At 69.5% G+C, this 17,390-nt stretch carries 18 protein-coding genes and 1 tRNA gene; 8 read left to right on the top strand and 11 right to left on the bottom strand.

The window, feature by feature from the left end:
* Nucleotides 1–5 precede the first annotated feature (5 nt).
* Genes ACK8HH_RS15390 through ACK8HH_RS15415 form a run of 6 tightly spaced genes read right to left on the bottom strand, consistent with a single transcriptional unit; the run spans nt 6 to nt 5,943 of the window.
* Nucleotides 6–431 (bottom strand): HIT family protein, encoded by a 426-nt coding sequence (locus tag ACK8HH_RS15390; protein ID WP_006897324.1) that lies wholly within the window; start codon nt 429–431, stop codon nt 6–8.
* A 21-nt stretch (nt 432–452) separates the two neighbouring features.
* Nucleotides 453–1,991 (bottom strand): sensor histidine kinase, encoded by a 1,539-nt coding sequence (locus ACK8HH_RS15395; protein WP_006897325.1) that lies wholly within the window; start codon nt 1,989–1,991, stop codon nt 453–455.
* Nucleotides 1,988–2,695 (bottom strand): response regulator transcription factor, encoded by a 708-nt coding sequence (locus ACK8HH_RS15400; RefSeq protein WP_006897326.1) that lies wholly within the window; start codon nt 2,693–2,695, stop codon nt 1,988–1,990. The genes ACK8HH_RS15395 and ACK8HH_RS15400 overlap by 4 nt, the downstream gene beginning before the upstream one ends.
* 52 nt (nt 2,696–2,747) lie before the next feature.
* A complete protein-coding gene (locus ACK8HH_RS15405) occupies nt 2,748–3,944 on the bottom strand; it encodes a winged helix DNA-binding domain-containing protein (protein WP_062366022.1) in 1,197 nt (398 codons plus the stop codon).
* The gene (locus tag ACK8HH_RS15410; protein WP_222111000.1) at nt 3,941–4,375 is read right to left on the bottom strand and encodes a RidA family protein; all 435 of its coding nucleotides are present in this window, start codon (nt 4,373–4,375) and stop codon (nt 3,941–3,943) included. Before ACK8HH_RS15410 ends, ACK8HH_RS15405 begins: the two co-directional genes overlap by 4 nt.
* Nucleotides 4,372–5,943: a carboxylesterase/lipase family protein gene (locus ACK8HH_RS15415; RefSeq protein WP_222111001.1), complete on the bottom strand. Its 1,572-nt coding sequence runs from the start codon at nt 5,941–5,943 to the stop codon at nt 4,372–4,374. The genes ACK8HH_RS15410 and ACK8HH_RS15415 overlap by 4 nt, the downstream gene beginning before the upstream one ends.
* Before the next feature lie 75 nt (nt 5,944–6,018).
* Between ACK8HH_RS15415 and ACK8HH_RS15420 the strand changes: the two genes are divergently transcribed.
* Entirely contained in the window at nt 6,019–6,495 is a 477-nt protein-coding gene (locus tag ACK8HH_RS15420) for a GyrI-like domain-containing protein (protein ID WP_006897330.1), read from the top strand.
* A gap of 62 nt (nt 6,496–6,557) precedes the next feature.
* Here the strand turns inward: ACK8HH_RS15420 and ACK8HH_RS15425 are convergent.
* Nucleotides 6,558–6,629 (bottom strand) — tRNA-Thr (locus tag ACK8HH_RS15425).
* Between the two features lie 181 nt (nt 6,630–6,810).
* On the opposite strand from ACK8HH_RS15425, the gene ACK8HH_RS15430 reads away from it, so the two are divergent.
* Genes ACK8HH_RS15430 through otsB form a run of 5 tightly spaced genes read left to right on the top strand, consistent with a single transcriptional unit; the run spans nt 6,811 to nt 11,456 of the window.
* Nucleotides 6,811–8,274: a threonine/serine ThrE exporter family protein gene (locus ACK8HH_RS15430; RefSeq protein ID WP_039867752.1), complete on the top strand. Its 1,464-nt coding sequence runs from the start codon at nt 6,811–6,813 to the stop codon at nt 8,272–8,274.
* Complete coding sequence (locus ACK8HH_RS15435) at nt 8,271–9,062, top strand: MerR family transcriptional regulator (protein ID WP_412475312.1); 792 nt, start codon at nt 8,271–8,273, stop codon at nt 9,060–9,062. Before ACK8HH_RS15430 ends, ACK8HH_RS15435 begins: the two co-directional genes overlap by 4 nt.
* Nucleotides 9,063–9,085: 23 nt before the next feature.
* Entirely contained in the window at nt 9,086–9,250 is a 165-nt protein-coding gene (locus ACK8HH_RS15440; protein ID WP_006897333.1) for a hypothetical protein, read from the top strand.
* Nucleotides 9,251–9,255: 5 nt separating this feature from the next.
* Complete coding sequence (locus ACK8HH_RS15445; protein ID WP_412475313.1) at nt 9,256–10,695, top strand: alpha,alpha-trehalose-phosphate synthase (UDP-forming); 1,440 nt, start codon at nt 9,256–9,258, stop codon at nt 10,693–10,695.
* Nucleotides 10,692–11,456 carry a trehalose-phosphatase gene (gene otsB / locus ACK8HH_RS15450; RefSeq protein WP_412475314.1) on the top strand — a complete coding sequence of 255 codons (765 nt, stop codon included), beginning with the start codon at nt 10,692–10,694 and terminating at the stop codon, nt 11,454–11,456. The genes ACK8HH_RS15445 and otsB overlap by 4 nt, the downstream gene beginning before the upstream one ends.
* A gap of 322 nt (nt 11,457–11,778) precedes the next feature.
* Here otsB and ACK8HH_RS15455 read toward each other — a convergent pair whose 3' ends face one another.
* Nucleotides 11,779–12,912 (bottom strand): ROK family transcriptional regulator, encoded by a 1,134-nt coding sequence (locus ACK8HH_RS15455; protein ID WP_006897336.1) that lies wholly within the window; start codon nt 12,910–12,912, stop codon nt 11,779–11,781.
* Between the two features lie 81 nt (nt 12,913–12,993).
* Here ACK8HH_RS15455 and ACK8HH_RS15460 point away from each other — a divergent pair, with 81 nt between their 5' ends.
* Nucleotides 12,994–13,752 carry an SDR family oxidoreductase gene (locus tag ACK8HH_RS15460; RefSeq protein ID WP_006897337.1) on the top strand — a complete coding sequence of 253 codons (759 nt, stop codon included), beginning with the start codon at nt 12,994–12,996 and terminating at the stop codon, nt 13,750–13,752.
* Between the two features lie 17 nt (nt 13,753–13,769).
* Here the strand turns inward: ACK8HH_RS15460 and purU are convergent, their stop codons facing one another.
* Entirely contained in the window at nt 13,770–14,657 is an 888-nt protein-coding gene (gene purU / locus ACK8HH_RS15465; protein ID WP_006897338.1) for a formyltetrahydrofolate deformylase, read from the bottom strand.
* Between the two features lie 27 nt (nt 14,658–14,684).
* Between purU and deoC the strand changes: the two genes are divergently transcribed.
* A complete protein-coding gene (deoC, locus tag ACK8HH_RS15470) occupies nt 14,685–15,362 on the top strand; it encodes a deoxyribose-phosphate aldolase (RefSeq protein WP_062366030.1) in 678 nt (225 codons plus the stop codon).
* 31 nt (nt 15,363–15,393) lie between these two features.
* Here deoC and ACK8HH_RS15475 read toward each other — a convergent pair whose 3' ends face one another.
* Nucleotides 15,394–16,548 (bottom strand): LmeA family phospholipid-binding protein, encoded by a 1,155-nt coding sequence (locus ACK8HH_RS15475; RefSeq protein ID WP_375003598.1) that lies wholly within the window; start codon nt 16,546–16,548, stop codon nt 15,394–15,396.
* Nucleotides 16,541–17,365, bottom strand: coding sequence for a carbon-nitrogen hydrolase family protein (locus ACK8HH_RS15480; protein WP_039867769.1), 825 nt, complete (start codon nt 17,363–17,365; stop codon nt 16,541–16,543). Before ACK8HH_RS15480 ends, ACK8HH_RS15475 begins: the two co-directional genes overlap by 8 nt.
* Nucleotides 17,366–17,390: the final 25 nt, after the last annotated feature.

Here is a 17,390-nt window from a genome sequence, read left to right on the forward strand (position 1 = left end):
ACGCCTCAGTCCGGGACGTTCTCCCCGTAGCCGAGCGCGCGCAGGCTGACGCGAATCCGCTCGGCGGCGTCGTCGAGTGACTCCGGCGAGGGATTCTGGTCGGCCTTGGTCAGATCGAACGACTCCAGCGAGTGCGCCGGGAACACGTGGATGTGCAGGTGCGGCACTTCCAGACCGGCGATCAGCATGCCCATCCGCGGGGCGTCGAAGGCGTCCTTGACCGCTCGGCCGATCTTCTGCGAGACGTCGGTCATATGCGTGAACGTGGGCGTGTCGATCTGCTCCCAGTGATCGATCTCCTTGCGCGGCACCACCAGCACGTGCCCCGGAGTGACCGGCGCGATGGTCATGAAGCCGACCGAGACGCCGTCCTTCCAAACGAAGCGGCCCGGCAGATCGCCGTTGATGATGTGCGTGAAGACCGAAGGCATGAACCGAGTGTAGGACGAGCCTCAGACCTCCGCAGGCGGGTGGTCCGGCTCGTCGGTTCCGGCGGCGCCGGCGAATCCCGCGGTGTCGATCCGGGGCAGGATGAACCAGAATCGCGCGCCCTCGCCCGGTGCGGTGTCGACCCCGACCCGGCCGCCGTGCGCGTCGACGAGCGCCGCCACGATCGAGAGGCCGAGTCCGTTCCCGGCCCCCGGGACCTCCCGGTGGCGGGAGTGATCGCCCCGGTAGAAGCGCTCGAAGACATGCTCGGCGTCCTCGGCCGTCATTCCCGGTCCGTCGTCGGCCACCGTGACCCGCACGTCCGACGGCGACGATTCCACGACCACCCGGATGTGCGCGTCCGGCCCCGCGTGGGCGACGGCGTTCCCGACCAGATTGCGCACCACCTGTGTCAGCCGGGCGACGTCGCCGACCACCACCGGATCGCCGGTGGCGGACGGAACGTCGAAGGCGATGTCCGATCCGGGCGCGCCGGCCCGCGCCCCCTCGACGGCGTCGGCCACCAACGGCACGATCTCCACCTCGCCGCGGTTCAGCGGGCGCTGGGCGTCGAGCCGCGCGAGGATCAGCAGGTCCTCCACGAGCAGGCTCATCCGGTCGGCCTCCGACGAGATCCGGCGGACCGCGTCGCCGGAGTCCACCGCGCCCATCGAGAGCAGCTCGGAGAACCCCTTGATGGACGTGAGCGGTGTCCGCAGCTCATGCGATGCGTCGGCGACGAACCGGCGCATCTTCTCCTCCGACCGCCGGGCCTGCTGCTCGGATCGGGCAGTCGCCGCGAAGGCCGCCTGGATCTGCGTCAGCATGGCGTTCACCGACCGGCCCAGACTGCCCACCTCGGTGTTCTCCGGCGCTTCGGCGACTCGCCGGTGCAGGTCGCCTCCCGCGATCGCGTGCGCGGTCTCCTCCACGCGGCGCAGCGGGCGCAGGCTCGACCGTACGAGCAGCGAGCTGAGCACGCCGATCACGATCACCACGACGGCGCCGATCCCCACCTGCAGCCAGATGAGACGGTTCATCGTCTCCTGGACGTCGGTGAGCGGGATCGCCACCACCGTGGACCCGAAGTCCGACTGCCGCTTGATGACCCTCCACTGCGGCCCCGGGCCGGCGGAGTCGACGGTCGTCGGCGCCGCGTCGCCGTCGGGCAGTGAACTCAGGTCCGGGCTCGACGAGAAGTCGCTGATCGTCAGGGTCATTCCGGTCGGCAGTTCCGTGGACACGTAGTACTGCGACGGCGGGCGCTTGGGGCCGGGCGGGCCGGTCCGGTGGTCGGTGGAGAGATCGCGGGGCCGGGCCCAGCCGTTGACGGCATCGTCCAGCCCGGCGTCGGTACGCGAGATGAGGTTGCCGCGCATCGCCGAGGTGACCGCGAAACCGGAGAACACCAGACCGAGGGCGACGAGGACGGCGGTCAGCACCACCAGCGAGATCCGCAGCGGCACGCCGCGGCGCCCGCCACGGTGCGGCAGGTGCGGATGCGGAGGGGGTGGCCCGGGCGGTTGCGGAGCGGGGCCGACGCCGGGTGGATTCATCGTCATTCGCGGGGCTCACGCATCACGTATCCCACGCCGCGCAGCGTGTGGATGAGCCGCTTGGGCCCGGTGTCGATCTTGCGGCGCAGGTAGGAGACGTACGATTCGACGACGTTCACGTCACCGCCGAAGTCGTAGCTCCACACGTGGTCGAGGATCCGCGGCTTCGACAGCACGGTCCCGGCGTTGACCATGAAGTACCGGAGCAGGGTGAACTCGGTCGGTGAGAGCGAGACCAGTTCACCGTTCTTGAACACCTCGTGCGTCTCGTCGTCGAGTTCCAGATCGGAGAAGACGATTCGGGTCGGTTCCGCCTCGCCTTCGCCGAAGCCGCTGCGCCGCAGCAGAACGGCCAGCCGCGCCACCACCTCCTCGAGACTGAACGGCTTGGTGACGTAGTCGTCGCCGCCGATCGTGAGTCCGTTCACCTTGTCCTCCACCGAGTCCCGGGCCGAGAGGAACAGGGCCGGAGCGTCCACACCGTCGGCCCGCAGGCGCCGGAGCAGGCCGAACCCGTCCATCCCCGGCATCATCACATCGAGGACCAGGACGTCCGGCCTGAAGGTACGGACGACGTCGAGCGCGCGCGGTCCGTCGGCGGCGGCGACGACCTCGTATCCCTGGAATTTCAACGACACCGACAGCAGTTCCCTGATGTTCTCCTCATCGTCGACGACGAGGACCTTGGCGGGTTTGTCAGCAGAAGTCATGGTTCCAGCTTGCCTGCCCCTCCGGCGGTCCGACTGGCAAGAACCTGGGAGATCACTGTGAGGGTCGCGCCCGGCCGTGCTGCCGCATCAGCGGCGACGGGAATCCCGGCGCCGGCCGATCGTCCCCCAGCCACCGGGTGAGCTCGTCGGCCCGCTCGGCGAGCGCGTCGCGGGCCTCGGCGGGAAGGTCTTCGAGCGGAACCACCCTCACCCCCTGTTCGGTCAGCACCCAGCCGCCGACGATCCGCCCGTCCCACCAGGCCGTCTGTCCTCCGTTGCCGGTACGGTCGAACAGCTCCGGACCGTGGGATCCCAGATAGAAGTCGCGCTCCCGCCAGCCCATGGTGGCCGGGTCCAGGCCGGGCAGCAGCAGTGCCCGCGGCGGCACCGGCTCCACCTCCGCGAGATCGTCGGACATCAGATAGCCCGTGGCACCCGAGTCCAGTTCCACCTCGGTCACCGGCAGCGAGGCCAGTGCGGCGCGCACCGCGGTCTTGGTGGTGCCGAGCCACCACACCAGATCGGCTTCGGTGCCCGGACCGTACCGGCGCAGCCACCGCTCCACCAGTGCGACGTGCCCCGCCGCCTCGTCGACATGCGGCAGGGGCGCCCCCAGCCACGACGACATCGACGTCCACGACGGCCGCGAGCGGTGCCAGTCGGCGGCGTTCGGGCCGCGCACCACCTCTCCCCGCGCGGCCAGATGGTTGAGCATTCGGGGCAGCATCGGCGACGGTCCGCCGTACGACTTGCCGTGGTCGCGCATGATCTCGATGTCGAACTCCGGCAACCGTCTCCGCAACTCCGGTGCCGAAAGTGCGGCCCCGTCGGAGAGCTCCGCGAGAATCGCCTCGCGCGCCCGCTCGATCCAGGCCTCCGGATGGTCCGGACCGTCGTCGCGACGCAGATCGCGAAGGATGTTCGTCCGTTCCGAAGCTGCCACCCGGGGCCCGATCGCGCCGACCGCCTCGGCGAGCACCGGCCGGGTCATCACGAACAGCGTCCGGCGCATCACGAGCTGTTTGACCACCGAGCGCTCGTCGTACAACGCGGTCTCCACCGTCTGCGGGTCGGGCGCCGCACCCCGGGCCCACGCCGCCAGGTGGACCGTCGACGGCACGGTGGCATGAAGTCCGATGACGGCGTCGGCGACCTCGGTGACCCGGTGTCCGGCGGAGCCGTCCAGCAGATGGCGACGCAGCAGCCGAGCGCGCCGCTGACTGTCGCCGACGCGCGGTCGGGCGGTCACACCGAGCCCCGCTCGACCGGGGCGCGCGGGATGTGGCCGCCCGAGACCGCGACGACCGCCTCGATCTCGACCCGCTGCCCCGGGTAGGGCAGCGCCGACACCCCGAGGACTATCGACGGCGGAGTCGCGTCGAACGCGGTGTCCAGCGCGAGCCACACGGCGCCGAGCTCGTCGGCACCGGCGGCCGCGACGTAGACGGTCAGTTTCACGATTCCCGATCGCGCGGCGCCCCGCTCCGCGAGCAGGACGTCGAGACACTCGACGGCGCGGCGGACCTGCGCCTCGGGGTCGTTCGCGCCCACGATCGCGCCGTCGGCGTCGAGTGGCGAGATTCCCGCGGTGAAGATCAGCGCTCCGGGCGCCGTCTGTGCGCCGTAGGCGAATCCGCCGTCGTGCAGGGTCGCGGACCGGAAGTACTCGGGTTCGGTCATCGGAAGCTCAGCACCTCGTCGCCCCACGCGCGCAGCGTGCTGTCGTCCAGTCCGGTCACCGAGGTGTCCTCGGTGCCGCCGATCAACAGCGAACTGTGGCGCTGCGGCACGTACGCCTCCCAGAGCGCGTCGCCGTCCTCCCCGGTGTTCGGGTCGCCGTCCGCGGCGAAACCGAGCCAGCGGTACTGCATCCGGTGCCGCACCTTCTCGCCGGTGGCCCGTCCGCCGAGCGCGTACATCGGATCACGCCGGCTCGACGCCGGGTTGCCCCACACGTACGGCACCTCGGTGGCGTGCGCGGCGCCGTAGCCGAGGACGCGGAGGAGCGGTGTCGCCCAGTCGAATCGGTACAGGTATACCGGCGCCACCTGGGCGTGCGACTCCGCGATCCACACCGCGGGCATCCGGAATCCGATGTCGCGGGAGATGGCCATGCTGCGCACTCCCGAGGGCACGTGACGGTAGGAGGAGTCGAGGCGGTCGGGTTCGGGGACGCGCAGCGTCGGCCGCTCGGTGCCGATCAGGGTGAACATCGCGTCCACACCGTCGTTCTTCACCGGAAGCAGCGGCGTCGACATCCAGCGGAACAGCGAGGTCTCGTGCCGGTTGGTTCCGATGAGCAGCGGGACGCGGTGCGCCTCACCCGAGACGATGGCCTCCATCGGATCCAGCGGCACCAGATCGCCGTCCACCACGGGGGCGAACGCGATGGTGCCGGGGAACCGGTTGGGCACCAGGTTGAAGATCGCCGACGACGCGTTCACCAGATCCAGCGCGGGCGTCCGGCGCAGTTCGCTCGGCCGCACGTACTCGGGCGGGAGCTCGGCCAGCAGCATGTTCGCGTAGCGCTCGGCACGCTCGGCGTCGTACACGGTGGTGGCCGGGGAACTCTGGGCGATCGCCCGATGGAACAGTCCCTTCGCCGCGGGCGAGGCCAGCAACGTGGTCACCACACCGGCGCCGGCCGATTCGCCGAACAGCGTGACGTTGCCCGGATCTCCGCCGAAACGCTCGATGTTGTCGCGCACCCAGCCCAGCGCGGCGAGCACGTCCGAGAGACCGCAATTGGCCTGGAAGGTCTCGTCGCCGGACGAGAGATGACGCAGATCGGCGAACCCGAACGCGCCCATCCGGTAGTTGAGGGTGACGATGATCGTCGGTGTCCCGCGGGTGACGGACGACCGCACCAGGGACCCCGGGTCGTACAGCGGCTGCGACCCCGATCCGCAGAGGTAGGCGCCGCCGTGGACCCACACCATCACCGGCAGGCGTGCGTCGGTGCCGGCCACACCGCGCGGCGTCCCGACATTCAGATACAGGCAGTCCTCGTTGGCGAAGGCCTCCGGCCCGAGATCGATCACCTGCATCACCGGCTGCGGGCACACCGGGCCGAAGTTGCGGGCGTCGATGACCTCGCTGCGCTCACGGGGCGGCTGCGCGTGCAGCCAGCGTCGCGGCCCGGTCGGACGAGCCGCGTACGCGACTCCCAGCCACAGGTCGGCCGATGGTGTGCTGGTGCCCCGCAGCGGACCGTAGACGGTGTCGACGACGTGAACGGTGTCAGTCACGCCTCCATCTTGCCGGGCGATGGACCGGTGTGCAGCATGTGCCGACTCCGGGCCGCGCGGCCGTAGCATGGATTCATGACCAGTTCACTGCCCCTGATCCTGCGCGAGGAGCCGTTCTTCGAAGCCACCGAGGTGTCCCTGCCGGACGCGGTGCGGGTGGTGACCATGGAATTTCCCGAGGTCCGCATGGACGACCTGCCGGAGATCTTCGACGGCCATTTCCACCTGCTGGCGCAGGCTCGGCCGATCGGACCGGGCTTCGCCGTCTACGAGGGCGACGTCACCGACGAGTTCGACGTCACGATCGGTTTCCCCGTAGCCGAGCCCACCGACCTCGAGGGCATCGACAACGGGACCTTCCCCACCGGCCGCGCCCTGGTGATGTCGCACCTCGGCGGCTTCGACGGTCTCGGGTCGGCGTGGGAGCTGCTCATGGAGACCCATTTCGCCAAAGGGGGTGCGGTGCCCCGCGCGGTGGTCGAGATCTACGTGACCGATCCCAGCGTCGTCGCACACGACGACCTGCGGACCGATCTGCTGGTCCTCCTCTGAGGACCGCACCGCCGGGAGAGTGGAGCGGGCCCGACGCATCGGATGCGTCAGGCCCGCGGCGGAGCCCCCTGTCAGGATTGAACTGACGACCGCTCGCTTACAAGGCGAGTGCTCTACCACTGAGCTAAGGAGGCCTGCGGCGGAAGTATATAGGGTCACACCGCGAACCAGTAACGCCCGGTCCCCGGGCCGACGACTTACCTCGGGCACCTCCGCGGGACAACCCTCGCGGGCCGGTGCGTGCGATGCCACGATCGAAGGCGGCGGCCCCACCGGACCGCCTCCGCGACTGACCTGTGAGGAGGCAGGGTGCGTGTGAAAGCGATGTTCCGTCAGGGACTCGACAAGATTCTCGGCGACGCCACGGCCACGATCGACACGATCGAGCCGGGCAGCATCGTCGTCGCACCCCGCAAACCGATCCCGCTCGACGACGAGGCCGCGATCACCGAAGTCCTCGATCTCGCCGCACGTATCGGCGCGGTGCTCCTCGACTCGGGTACCGGCGCCATCGACACCGGCAACCAGATCGCTTTCGTCGCAAGCATTTACGGTCTCGAGGACGTCGTCGTGGACGTCACGTTCAACCGTATCCTGGTGAGTGCCCGGCGGGGCCCCACGCTGCCGCCGGTCACCACCGTGCGCACGGTCCACTACCGGTCGCTCGACTTCACCCGGCTCGCGCACGTCGACCGCCTGGTGCGGCGCATCCGGCAGTTGGCCATCACCCCCGGAACCGCGCACCGGATCGTCGACGGCATCGTCAGCGCCCCCCACCCCTACCCGTACTGGCTCGCGAATCTGGCCTGGGGCGTTCTGGCGCTGGGTATCTCGATCCTTCTCGGCGGTACCACGCTGGTGGTGCTGACGGCTTTCCTGACCACCGTCGTCATCGTCGCTCTCAACCGGCGGCTGGCCCGCATCGGAACCCCGATCTTCTTCCAGCAGATGCTCGGCGGGTTCATCGCCGTGCTCCCCGCGGCCGGCCTGTACCACTGGCGCGAGGCGCTCGACGTGAGTTTCGCGCCGTCGCAGATCATCGCGGCGGGGATCGTGGCGCTGTTGTCGGGACTGTCGCTGGTCGGATCGGTGCAGGACGCGATCACCGGGGCGCCGATCACCGGCACCGCCCGATTCTCCGAGGTCGTGCTGATGACCGGCGGGATCCTGGCGGGCGTGGCCATGGCGATCCGGCTGGTCGAGGCGCTGGGCGGGAGTCTGCCGGGCCTGACGACGACGTCTCCGTTCGGACCGTCGGATGTGGCCGCGACGGTGATCGGCGGAGCGATCGCCGCGGGCGCCTTCGCACTCGCCAGCTACGCCGAGCGTCGCGCGATCCCGGTCGCGCTCGGCGCGGGCGTGCTGGCCTCCGGGGTGATCAGCGGGCTCTCGCTCACGGACGCGGGAGCCATCGTCTCGGGTGCGGTCGCCGCGATCGTCGTCGGCCTCATCGGTGGTCTCGCCGCTCGTCGAGCCCTCGTCCCGCCACTCGTGGTCGCCGTCGCCGGCATCACCCCGCTGCTGCCCGGTCTGGCGATGTACCGCGGTCTCTACGGTGTGATGAGCGGCGAGACGCTGGCCGGCTTCGGCGAGCTGGCCACAGCCATCGCGGTCGGCTGCTCCATCGCCGCCGGAGTCACCCTCGGCGAATTCATCGCACGCACGCTCAAACGGCCCCGGCTGCCCGCGGCGCTGGCGCGCCAACGCGACGCGCTGCGCGACGGCCGGCCGCACGGCTTGACCCTCACGCGACGTAAGCCTCCACGCTGGAATCCATGACGGCGACGAACGGGGCCGACGGCACGGGGACGACCACCTGGACGGTGGGACGTCTGGCCGATCTGACCGGAGTCACGGTGCGCACTCTGCACCACTACGACCGGATCGGACTGCTGTCGCCCGCCAAGCGCACCGGAGCCGGCTACCGCCTCTACACCGAGGCGGACCTCGACCGGCTCTGGCGCATCGTCCTCTACCGGCGGCTGGAGATGCCGCTGGACGAGATCGCGGCACTGCTCGACGGCGACGGCGACCCAGTCGATCACCTGCGCAGGCGACGCGAGGCCGTCGTGTCCAGGCTGGGCGAGTTGACCGAACTCGTCGCAGCCATCGATCGAGCGATGGAGACGCAGATGCAGCAACGACCAGCGACCGCCGAAGAGATGCGAGAGATCTTCGGCGACGGATTCCGCGACGAGTACCAGGCCGAAGCCGAGGAGCGGTGGGGGCAGACCGACGCGTGGAAGCAGTCGGCCCGCCGCACTCGCGACTACACCAAGGCGGACTGGGAACAGATCAAGGCGGAGACCGACGCGATCCACGCGGCGTTCGCTACGGCCATGAGGGCGGGCGAACCCGCCGACAGCACGGCAGCCATGGACGCCGCAGAACGGGCGCGCAAGCACATCGACGAGCGCTTCTACGAGTGCAGCCACGAGTTCCACACCTGCCTCGGCGAGATGTACGTGAGCGACCCGCGGTTCACCGCCTCGTACGAGGAGATCGAGCCCGGACTGGCCCGGTACGTACGGGATGCGATCGTCGCGAACGCCGACCGGCACCGCTGATCGGCTCGGGTAGAATCCCGGCCATGGCAGCTAAGACGACCGACGACATCGCCGATGACGAACTGGAGCCGGTGACCGACGAGACCGCACACAAGGCCCGCCGCGTGGTGGCCGCTTACGCCACCGACGCCGACGAATGCCGCATGCTGCTGTCGATGCTCGGAATCGCTCCCGGCGAGTCCGCCTGACGCGGATGACGGCCCCCGGGCACCCTGCGACGGGTGCGGATTTCGTCGTCGTCGCAAATCGTCTTCCGGTCGACAAGAAGGTTCGGCCCGACGGCTCCGTGGTCTGGACGCGTTCGCCGGGCGGACTCGTGACGGCACTGACCCCCACCCTGGAGACCCGGTCGGGCGCCTGGGTGGGGTGGTCGGGCAGCGCGTCGCAGGACGGGTCCCCCGAGGAGAAGCCCGACGTCGAGGGCATCGACATCCACCCGGTGCCGCTGAGCGCCGCAGAGGTCGAGGACTACTACGAGGGGTTCTCGAACGCCACTCTGTGGCCGCTGTTCCACGATCTACTCGTCAAGCCCGAGTATCGGCATGACTGGTGGGAGGCGTACGTCCGGGTGAACCGCCGGTTCGCGGAGACCGCCGCGAGTGCTGCGGCCTCGAATGCGATGGTCTGGGTTCAGGACTATCAGCTGCTCCTGGTCCCCGCGATGCTGCGCGAGACGCGTCCCGACCTGCGGATCGGGTTCTTCCTGCACATTCCCTTCCCGCCGACCGAGCTGTTCAGCCAGCTCCCCTGGCGCACCGATCTCCTCGAAGGCCTGCTGGGCGCCGACCTGCTCGGCTTCCACCTGCCCGGAGGCGCCGAGAACTTCCTGACACTCGCGCGCCGGCTCCTCGGCACCCGCACCTCGAACGGCCCGATCACCGCGCGCGAGGATTTCGGAGCGGTGGAGTACGACGGCCGCACCGTCAAGGTCGGCTCGTTCCCCATCTCCATCGATTCGGCCGATGTGGCGGTGCAGGCCACGGCCGCCGCCGACCGCGCGGTCGCGATCCGCGCCGAACTCGGCGACCCCGAGGTGCTCCTGCTCGGCGTCGACCGGCTCGATTACACCAAGGGAATCGACGTCCGGCTGGCCTCGCTGGAGCGGCTGTTCGCTTCCGGCCGGCTCGATCCCGCGAAGACGGTGATGGTTCAGCTCGCCAGCCCCAGCCGCGAGCGCGTCGACAGTTACATCGACATGCGCAATCGCATCGAGCAGATGGTCGGTCACCTCAACGGCAAATACGGGACCGTCGCGCGCCCGCCGATCCGCTACCTGCTGCAGCCGGTGGCCCGCGACGAGTTGCTCGCCTATTTCCGCGCGGCCGACGTCATGCTCGTGACCCCGATGCGCGATGGAATGAACCTTGTCGCCAAGGAGTACCTCGCCGCGCGCGCGGATCTCGGCGGCGCCCTCGTCCTGAGCGAGTTCACCGGCGCCGCAGCCGAACTCGGCGAGGCCTACCTGCTGAATCCGTACGACGACCGCGACGTCGACGACGCGATCGAGGCCGCCGTCACCGATCCCGCCGAAGTCCGCCGTGAGCGGATGCGCATCCTCCACGATCAGGTTATGACCAACGACGTCGATCTGTGGGCCACCAGCTTCCTCGACACCCTCGCCGGCGGCGCATGACCGAGACGATGCTCGACGACGCCCTAGGGGCCGCGCTCGAAGCGTTCGCCGCCCGTCCGCGGGTGCTCGTCGCCTCCGACTACGACGGGTGCGTCTCACCCATCGTGGCGCGGCCCGAGGACGCCGTCCCCGAACCGCGCTCGATGGCCGCGCTGGAGCAGTGCGCCGCGGCGCCGCGGACCGCGGCGGCACTGGTGTCCGGCCGGGCCCGCGCCGACCTGCGCGCGCTCTCCGGTGCGAGTGAGAACATCACGCTGGTCGGCAGCCACGGCGCCGAGTTCGCCGAAGGCTTCGACGATCCGGTCACCGACGGGCAACGCGAACTGCTGCGGCGGATCGTCGCCGAGTTCCGCGGTCTGAGTGCCCGGTTCCCCGGCACCTCGGTGGAGGTGAAGCCGGTCAGCACCACCCTTCATGTGCGCAACGCATCCCCCGCCGACGCCGACGCCGCGCTCGCTCTCGCCGAGTCCGGTCCGGCGTCGTGGGACGGGGTGCAGGTGACCCACGGCAAAGCGGTCATCGAACTCGCGGTGATCGAGACCAGTAAAGGACACGCCCTCGACCGCCTGCGCGCGGCGCTCGAGGTGGACGCCGTGCTCTACCTCGGCGACGACGTGACCGACGAGAAGGCCTTCGCGCGCCTCGGTCCGGACGATGTGGGAGTCAAGGTCGGAGACGGCCCGACGGCGGCGCACTTCCGCGTCGCGGATCCGAACGGGGTCGCGACAGTCCTGGAGACCGTGGCCGCTCTGCGCCGCTGACGGTCGTGCGAAGGCGCACTGAGCGACCCTCCAGGCCCGTTGAGCGAGCACAGCGAGTCGAAACCCCAAACAGGCAGTCTCGATACAGCATGCTCGCTACGCTCACAGGCCTACTCGACAACCCTCAACAGACAAACACCACCGAGCCACCCTCCAGGCCCGTTGAGCGAGCACAGCGAGTCGAAACCCCAGACAGGCAGTCTCGATACGGCAACCCTGGAAACAGCTACCGAGCGACCTTTCAGGCTTGTTGAGCGAGCGCAGCGAGTCGAAACCTCAGACAGGCAGTCTTGATACGGCCTACTCGACGAGCCGGATGAATTCAGCCGCCGACGACACCCAGTGGATCGGCGTACACCGCGGAGAGCGCCACGGCCACGGCCGCCGCCTCGGGTACGTGCACCCCGAAGCAGGTCGGGACGATCTCCAGCGGTCTCGGCAACAGGCTGGCCGCGTCGAACGCCGCCTGCACCGGAGCCAGCCCGTGCGGATGGGCCGAGAAGGCGTCGCCGGCCACCGTGATCGCATCGGGATTCAACACATCACGCATCATCGCCACCGCCTCGCCGAGCACACGCGCGCGATCGTCGGCGACCACGCCGGCCGACTCGTCCACGTCCAGCCGGGCGGCCGCGGCCTTGACCGCCGCCGTGCCGATCACCGACTGCAACGGCGCCACCGGCTCGACGGCCAGCACCCCCGGTTCCACCCGGAGCCCGGCGATGGTCCCCGCGCCGTGCGCGGGCTGGTGTACTTCGCCGTCGATGATCAGGGCCATGCCGACCGTCTCACGGGCGTAGAAGAACAGGCTCGATCCGCTGCGCTGAACGGTCGACGCCAACAGTAATTCCGCGGCCGCCATCGCCTGAACGTGTTCGGCCACCGACACCGGCACGCCGAGGGCCGCGTGCAGACGCTCCCCCAGCGGCTGCCGATGCCAGCGCAGGATCGTGTGGTCGACGAGGCCGGTGGCGTCGTCGACCACCCCACCGAGCGCTGCGCCCGCCCAGAGGACCCGCCGACCGGAGAAGCGCCCCGCGAGTTCGGCGAGCAGTTCGCACAATCTATCGACGGCCGACGCGGCGTCGGCGTTCGCGAGTTCCTTCGTACGGATCGCGTGACTGTACAGCGTGCGGCCTCCGACGTCGGCGATGACGAGCGCCGTCCGGCGGGCACCGATGTGCATGCCCGCGACGCAGAACCGGTCGGGGTCCAGGGTCAGTGGCAGCTTGGGCCGTCCGACTCCGCTGTGCCCGAGCAGATCGGGTCGCTCGATCACCAGGCCCGCCTCCAGGAGTGCGTTCACCTGCCGGTTGACGGTGGCGGCCGAGAGCCCGGTGTCGGCGACAAGTCGGTCCCGGGTCGCCGGAGCACTGATACGGACAGCGTTGAGAACGGCGGCGGCAGGGCCGGATCCGAAACGAAGTGGCGCGGCCACCACGCCGGCGATGGTCATGCGTCGAACCTATCAGCAGACGAGTTCGGGGCCCGCGGACTCCGGGCATCGCCGGCACCCGCCGCCACTAGACTCGATGCCATGACTAGCTCCGAGAGTTCCAGCAGCAAGGGCAAGATCGCGGTCGTCACGGGGGCGAGTTCGGGTATCGGTGCGGCGACGGCGCGCAGCCTGGCCCGCGATGGCTACACCGTGGTGCTGGGCGCGCGGCGCGTCGACCGCATCGACGCGCTCGCCCAGGAGATCGGCGGCCGCGCCAGGTACCTCGACGTCACCGACGCCGCCTCGGTGGAACGCTTCGCCGCGACGCTCGACCGCGTGGACGTCCTGGTCAACAATGCGGGCGGTGCCAAGGGCCTGGCCCCGGTGGCGGAGGCGGACCTCGAGGACTGGCGCTGGATGTGGGAGACCAACGTGGTCGGCACACTGCGCGTCACCAAGGCCCTGCTTCCGAAGATCGAGGCATCGGGCGACGGTCTCATCATCACGATCACCTCCACCGCGGCACTCGAAGCGTACGACAACGGCGCGGGTTACACCTCTGCGAAGCACGCGCAGGGCGTCCTGCACCGGACGCTGCGCCTGGAACTGCTCGGCAAGCCCATCCGGCTGACCGAGATCTGCCCCGGGATGGTCGAGACCGAGTTCTCCCTCGTCCGCTTCGGCGGCGACGCCGCGAAGGCCGAGTCGGTGTACGAGGGGCTGACGCCGATGGTCGCCGAGGACATCGCCGAAATCGTGTCCTTCACCGCGTCCCGGCCGTCGCACGTCGACCTCGACCAGATCGTCGTCCGCCCCCGCGATCAGGCCACCTCGCGCCGCAACATCAAGACCGGGTAGGCGCCGGGAGTCGCGGACTACTGGAAGACGACCGTCTTGCGGTCGTGCACCAGAACGCGGTGCTCCAGGTGCCAGCGTACGCCGCGGGCGAGCACGAGCGTCTCGATGTCTCGGCCCTGACGCACCATGTCGGCCGCAGAGTACTCGTGGTTGATCCGGCTGACGTCCTGCTCGATGATCGGGCCGGCGTCGAGATCGGCGGTGACGTAGTGGCAGGTGGCGCCGATCAGCTTCACCCCGCGGTCGAACGCCTGATGGTACGGCCGGGCCCCCACGAAGCTCGGCAGGAAACTGTGGTGGATGTTGATGGCCTTGCCGGCCCAGGCTTCGCACAGGTCGGCGGGCAGGATCTGCATGAAGCGCGCGAGCACGATCGCGTCGGGGTCGTAACCGTCGACGATCGCCCGCACGTCCGCGAACGCTTCTTCCTTGCCACCGGCGGGAAAGGGCACGTGGTGGAACGGAACACCGAATCGCGTGGTCATGGTCTCCAGGTCCCGATGATTTCCGACCACCGCACTGACCCGAGCCGGGAACTCGCCGCGCTCGGCACGGGACAGGAGATCGGTGAGACAGTGACTGTCCTTGCTGACCAGCAGCACCACTGATTTCTCGGCACCGGTGTCGGACACCTGCCATTCGGCCTCGGGCCCGAACATCGCGGCCACCTCGGCGAAACGGCTGCGGAACTCCTCCACCGGCATCCCGATCGAATCGGCACGGACGGCCTGCCGGGTGAAGAACCAGCCGGTGGTCTGATCCGAGTGGTACGCCGCCTCGGTGATCCACCCGCCAACGCCGGCGAGGAAGCCGGAGAGGGCAGCGACGATGCCGGTGCGGTCGGGGCAGCCGAGGGTCAGGACGAAGCGACGGTCGTCGCCGGAGGAGATCTGCGAGTTGCTCACAGTTCTCAGTGTGCCAAGCTCGATTCCGTGACGAACACCAACCTGACCCGAGCGGATGTCGCAGCGATGGTCGACCACACGCTGCTGAAGCCCGAAGCGACCCGGGCCGATGCGCAGGCCACCATCATCGACGGTCTGGAGCTCAGCGTGTACTCGATCTGCCTGTCACCGTCGATGCTGCCCATCGACACCGGGTCCGCGCGCACCTGCGTCGTGGCGGGATTCCCGTCGGGCAAGCATCACTCGCTGGTGAAGGCATCCGAGGCACGCCTCGCTGTGGATTCCGGTGCGGATGAGATCGACATGGTGATCGACGTCGGCGCCGCGGTCGACGGCCGGTACGACGAGGTCTTCGCGGACGTCCTGACCGTCCGCGAGGCGATCGGCCGCGACCGGGTGCTCAAGGTGATCGTCGAGTCCGCGGTCCTGCTCGACGCGGTCGGCGACGACTGTCTCGTGCAGGTCTGCCGGCGCGCCGTCGAAGCGGGCGCCGACTTCGTCAAGACCTCGACCGGTTTCCATCCGGCGGGCGGTGCGAGCGTCCGCGCGGTCGAGTTGATGCGAGCGACAGTCGGCGACGGCGTCGGTGTCAAAGCCAGCGGCGGCATCCGCACGGCGGCAGCAGCCGCCGATCTCATCGCCGCGGGCGCGAATCGCCTCGGGCTGTCGGGCACCCGCGCGGTGCTGGACGGCTTCGCCGAGTAGGCCGCGGCAGTACGGCTGCCGAGCGGCACGGCTAGACCGCGCAGCCTCCGGAACCGCTGGACGCGTTGGTCGACTCCGCGGCCGACTTCAGGTTCACATCGTCGCCGGCGAAGGCGAAGTCGATGCCTGACTTGCCGACGTCGAGCTTGGTGACGTGGATCTGCTTGAACAGCGGACCGAACATCGCCGCGGTGACCTGATCGACGATCGGCTGAGCGAAGTCGGACGGGAGACCGAACATCAGCGCCGTCGCGTCCTTCACCTCGAACGAGACCGCACCGTCCTTCACCACCGGCTTGAGCGTCACGGTGGCGGGGATCGGGATGATCGTGATGTTGACCGTCGTGGAGATCTTGATGGTCCCCGCAGACGGATCGGCGCTGATGGACTCGATGGTCGGGCTGCCGTTCTGGCCCTCCTGGCTCATCGTCTGAATGCGCTCGTAGGGAAGGAACCCGTTGCCCTGCAGCGACTGCACGGTGCCGCCGTCGGTGCTGATCCCCTCGGCCCGGGCGTGCAGTTGCATGGTGGAGTCGCCGCCACCGGTGGTGTCTACCTGGACCCACGGGACGTCGCCGTCGACCACCGACATGAGCATCGGTCGCCGAGACACCGAGACGTCGGTTCCGGTTCCGGTCAGGTTCTCGAAGGAGGTCTGCAGACAGCTGGTGACCTTGTGCCGGACGTAGAGTTCGGATCCGACGCCGGCGATCACCACGAGCAGTACCACGGCGGCCACGATGAGGCCGATCGTCCGGCCGCGTCCGCGCTTGGCCGACGGCGACGACATCACCGGCGCACCGGACGACGGCGGTGGCGGCGGCGGAGCTGCCGCGACCGGCGTGAACGCCCCCGAGTCGAATGCGTCCATCTGCTTGGTCGGCGGCTTGCCGGACTCCGAGTAGGCGTGCGTGGCCGGGTCCGAGGTGTAGCGGATCGGCCCGGTGATGACTTCCCCGGTCGGGGTGTCGTCGGGAAGAGCGCCGTCGGTGTCCGGGACGCTGTGCTTGCCCGTCGCCGCGGGCTCCTCGGACCCTGTGGACTCGTCGGACCCCGCGGCCTGGGCGGGCTCCCCCGCCGCATCCGACTCCGGAGCGACGTGCTCCCGGGTCTCGGATTCGCCGACGGCGGCCTCGTCGGAGGCTTCGTCGTCGGAGGAATGCGACGAGCGCGGAGAGTCAGTCATGCGGGTTCGTCCGATCCAGGCGGGGAATGTCACGGGCATTGGCCAGCACGGCCAACGCGCTGCGCGCCTTGTCTGTCAGGGCGAGATCGATGTCATGGACACCCATCTGCACCGCGGAGTCATAGTCGGCGATCACGCTACCGAATGGATCTGAGAGTCGGCTATGACCTATCCCGGTGGGAGCCAAGGAGTCTCTGATGGCGGGGTCGGAGGGTTCGGCCTGACCGACGCCCGCGACGTAGGCGGTGGAGTCCAGCGCCCGAGCGCGAGTCAGGATCTCCCACTGCTCGAGTTTGCCGGGTCCCGAACCCCACGACGTGGGGACCACGATCATCTGTGCTCCGCGTCGGGCGAGTTCGGTGAACAGCGCGGGAAACCGGATGTCGTAGCAGGTGGCGACGCCGACCGTGCAGTCACCGACGTCGAAGACGAGCGGCCGGTGTCCCGGCGCCACGGTCCGCGACTCGGCGAAGCCGAAGGCGTCGTACAGGTGGATCTTGTCGTAAGCGAGGGGTGCGCGTCCGGGTCGTGCCACCAGGACCGTGTTGCGGATCCGGCCGTCGGGCGCGGGCGTGAACATCCCCGCCGCCACCGCGACTCCGTGAGCGTCCGCGGCGGCCGCGACCGCCGATGCCCACGGGCCGTCGAGTGACTGCGCCACATCGCGGAGGGAGACTCCGAACCGGCACATGGCCGCTTCTGGAAACACCACCAGGTCGGCTCCGGCCGCGGAGGCGTCCCGCACGCCGTCGAGCACGATCTCCAGATTGGCGTCCGGGCTGTCGGTGGAACTCATCTGGGCCATCGCCAGTCGCATGCAGTCTCCCTCGGGCACGAGAACA

Origin of the sequence: Gordonia sp. LUNF6, from assembly GCF_047041125.1 — a bacterium.
GTDB lineage: Bacteria > Actinomycetota > Actinomycetes > Mycobacteriales > Mycobacteriaceae > Gordonia > Gordonia sihwensis.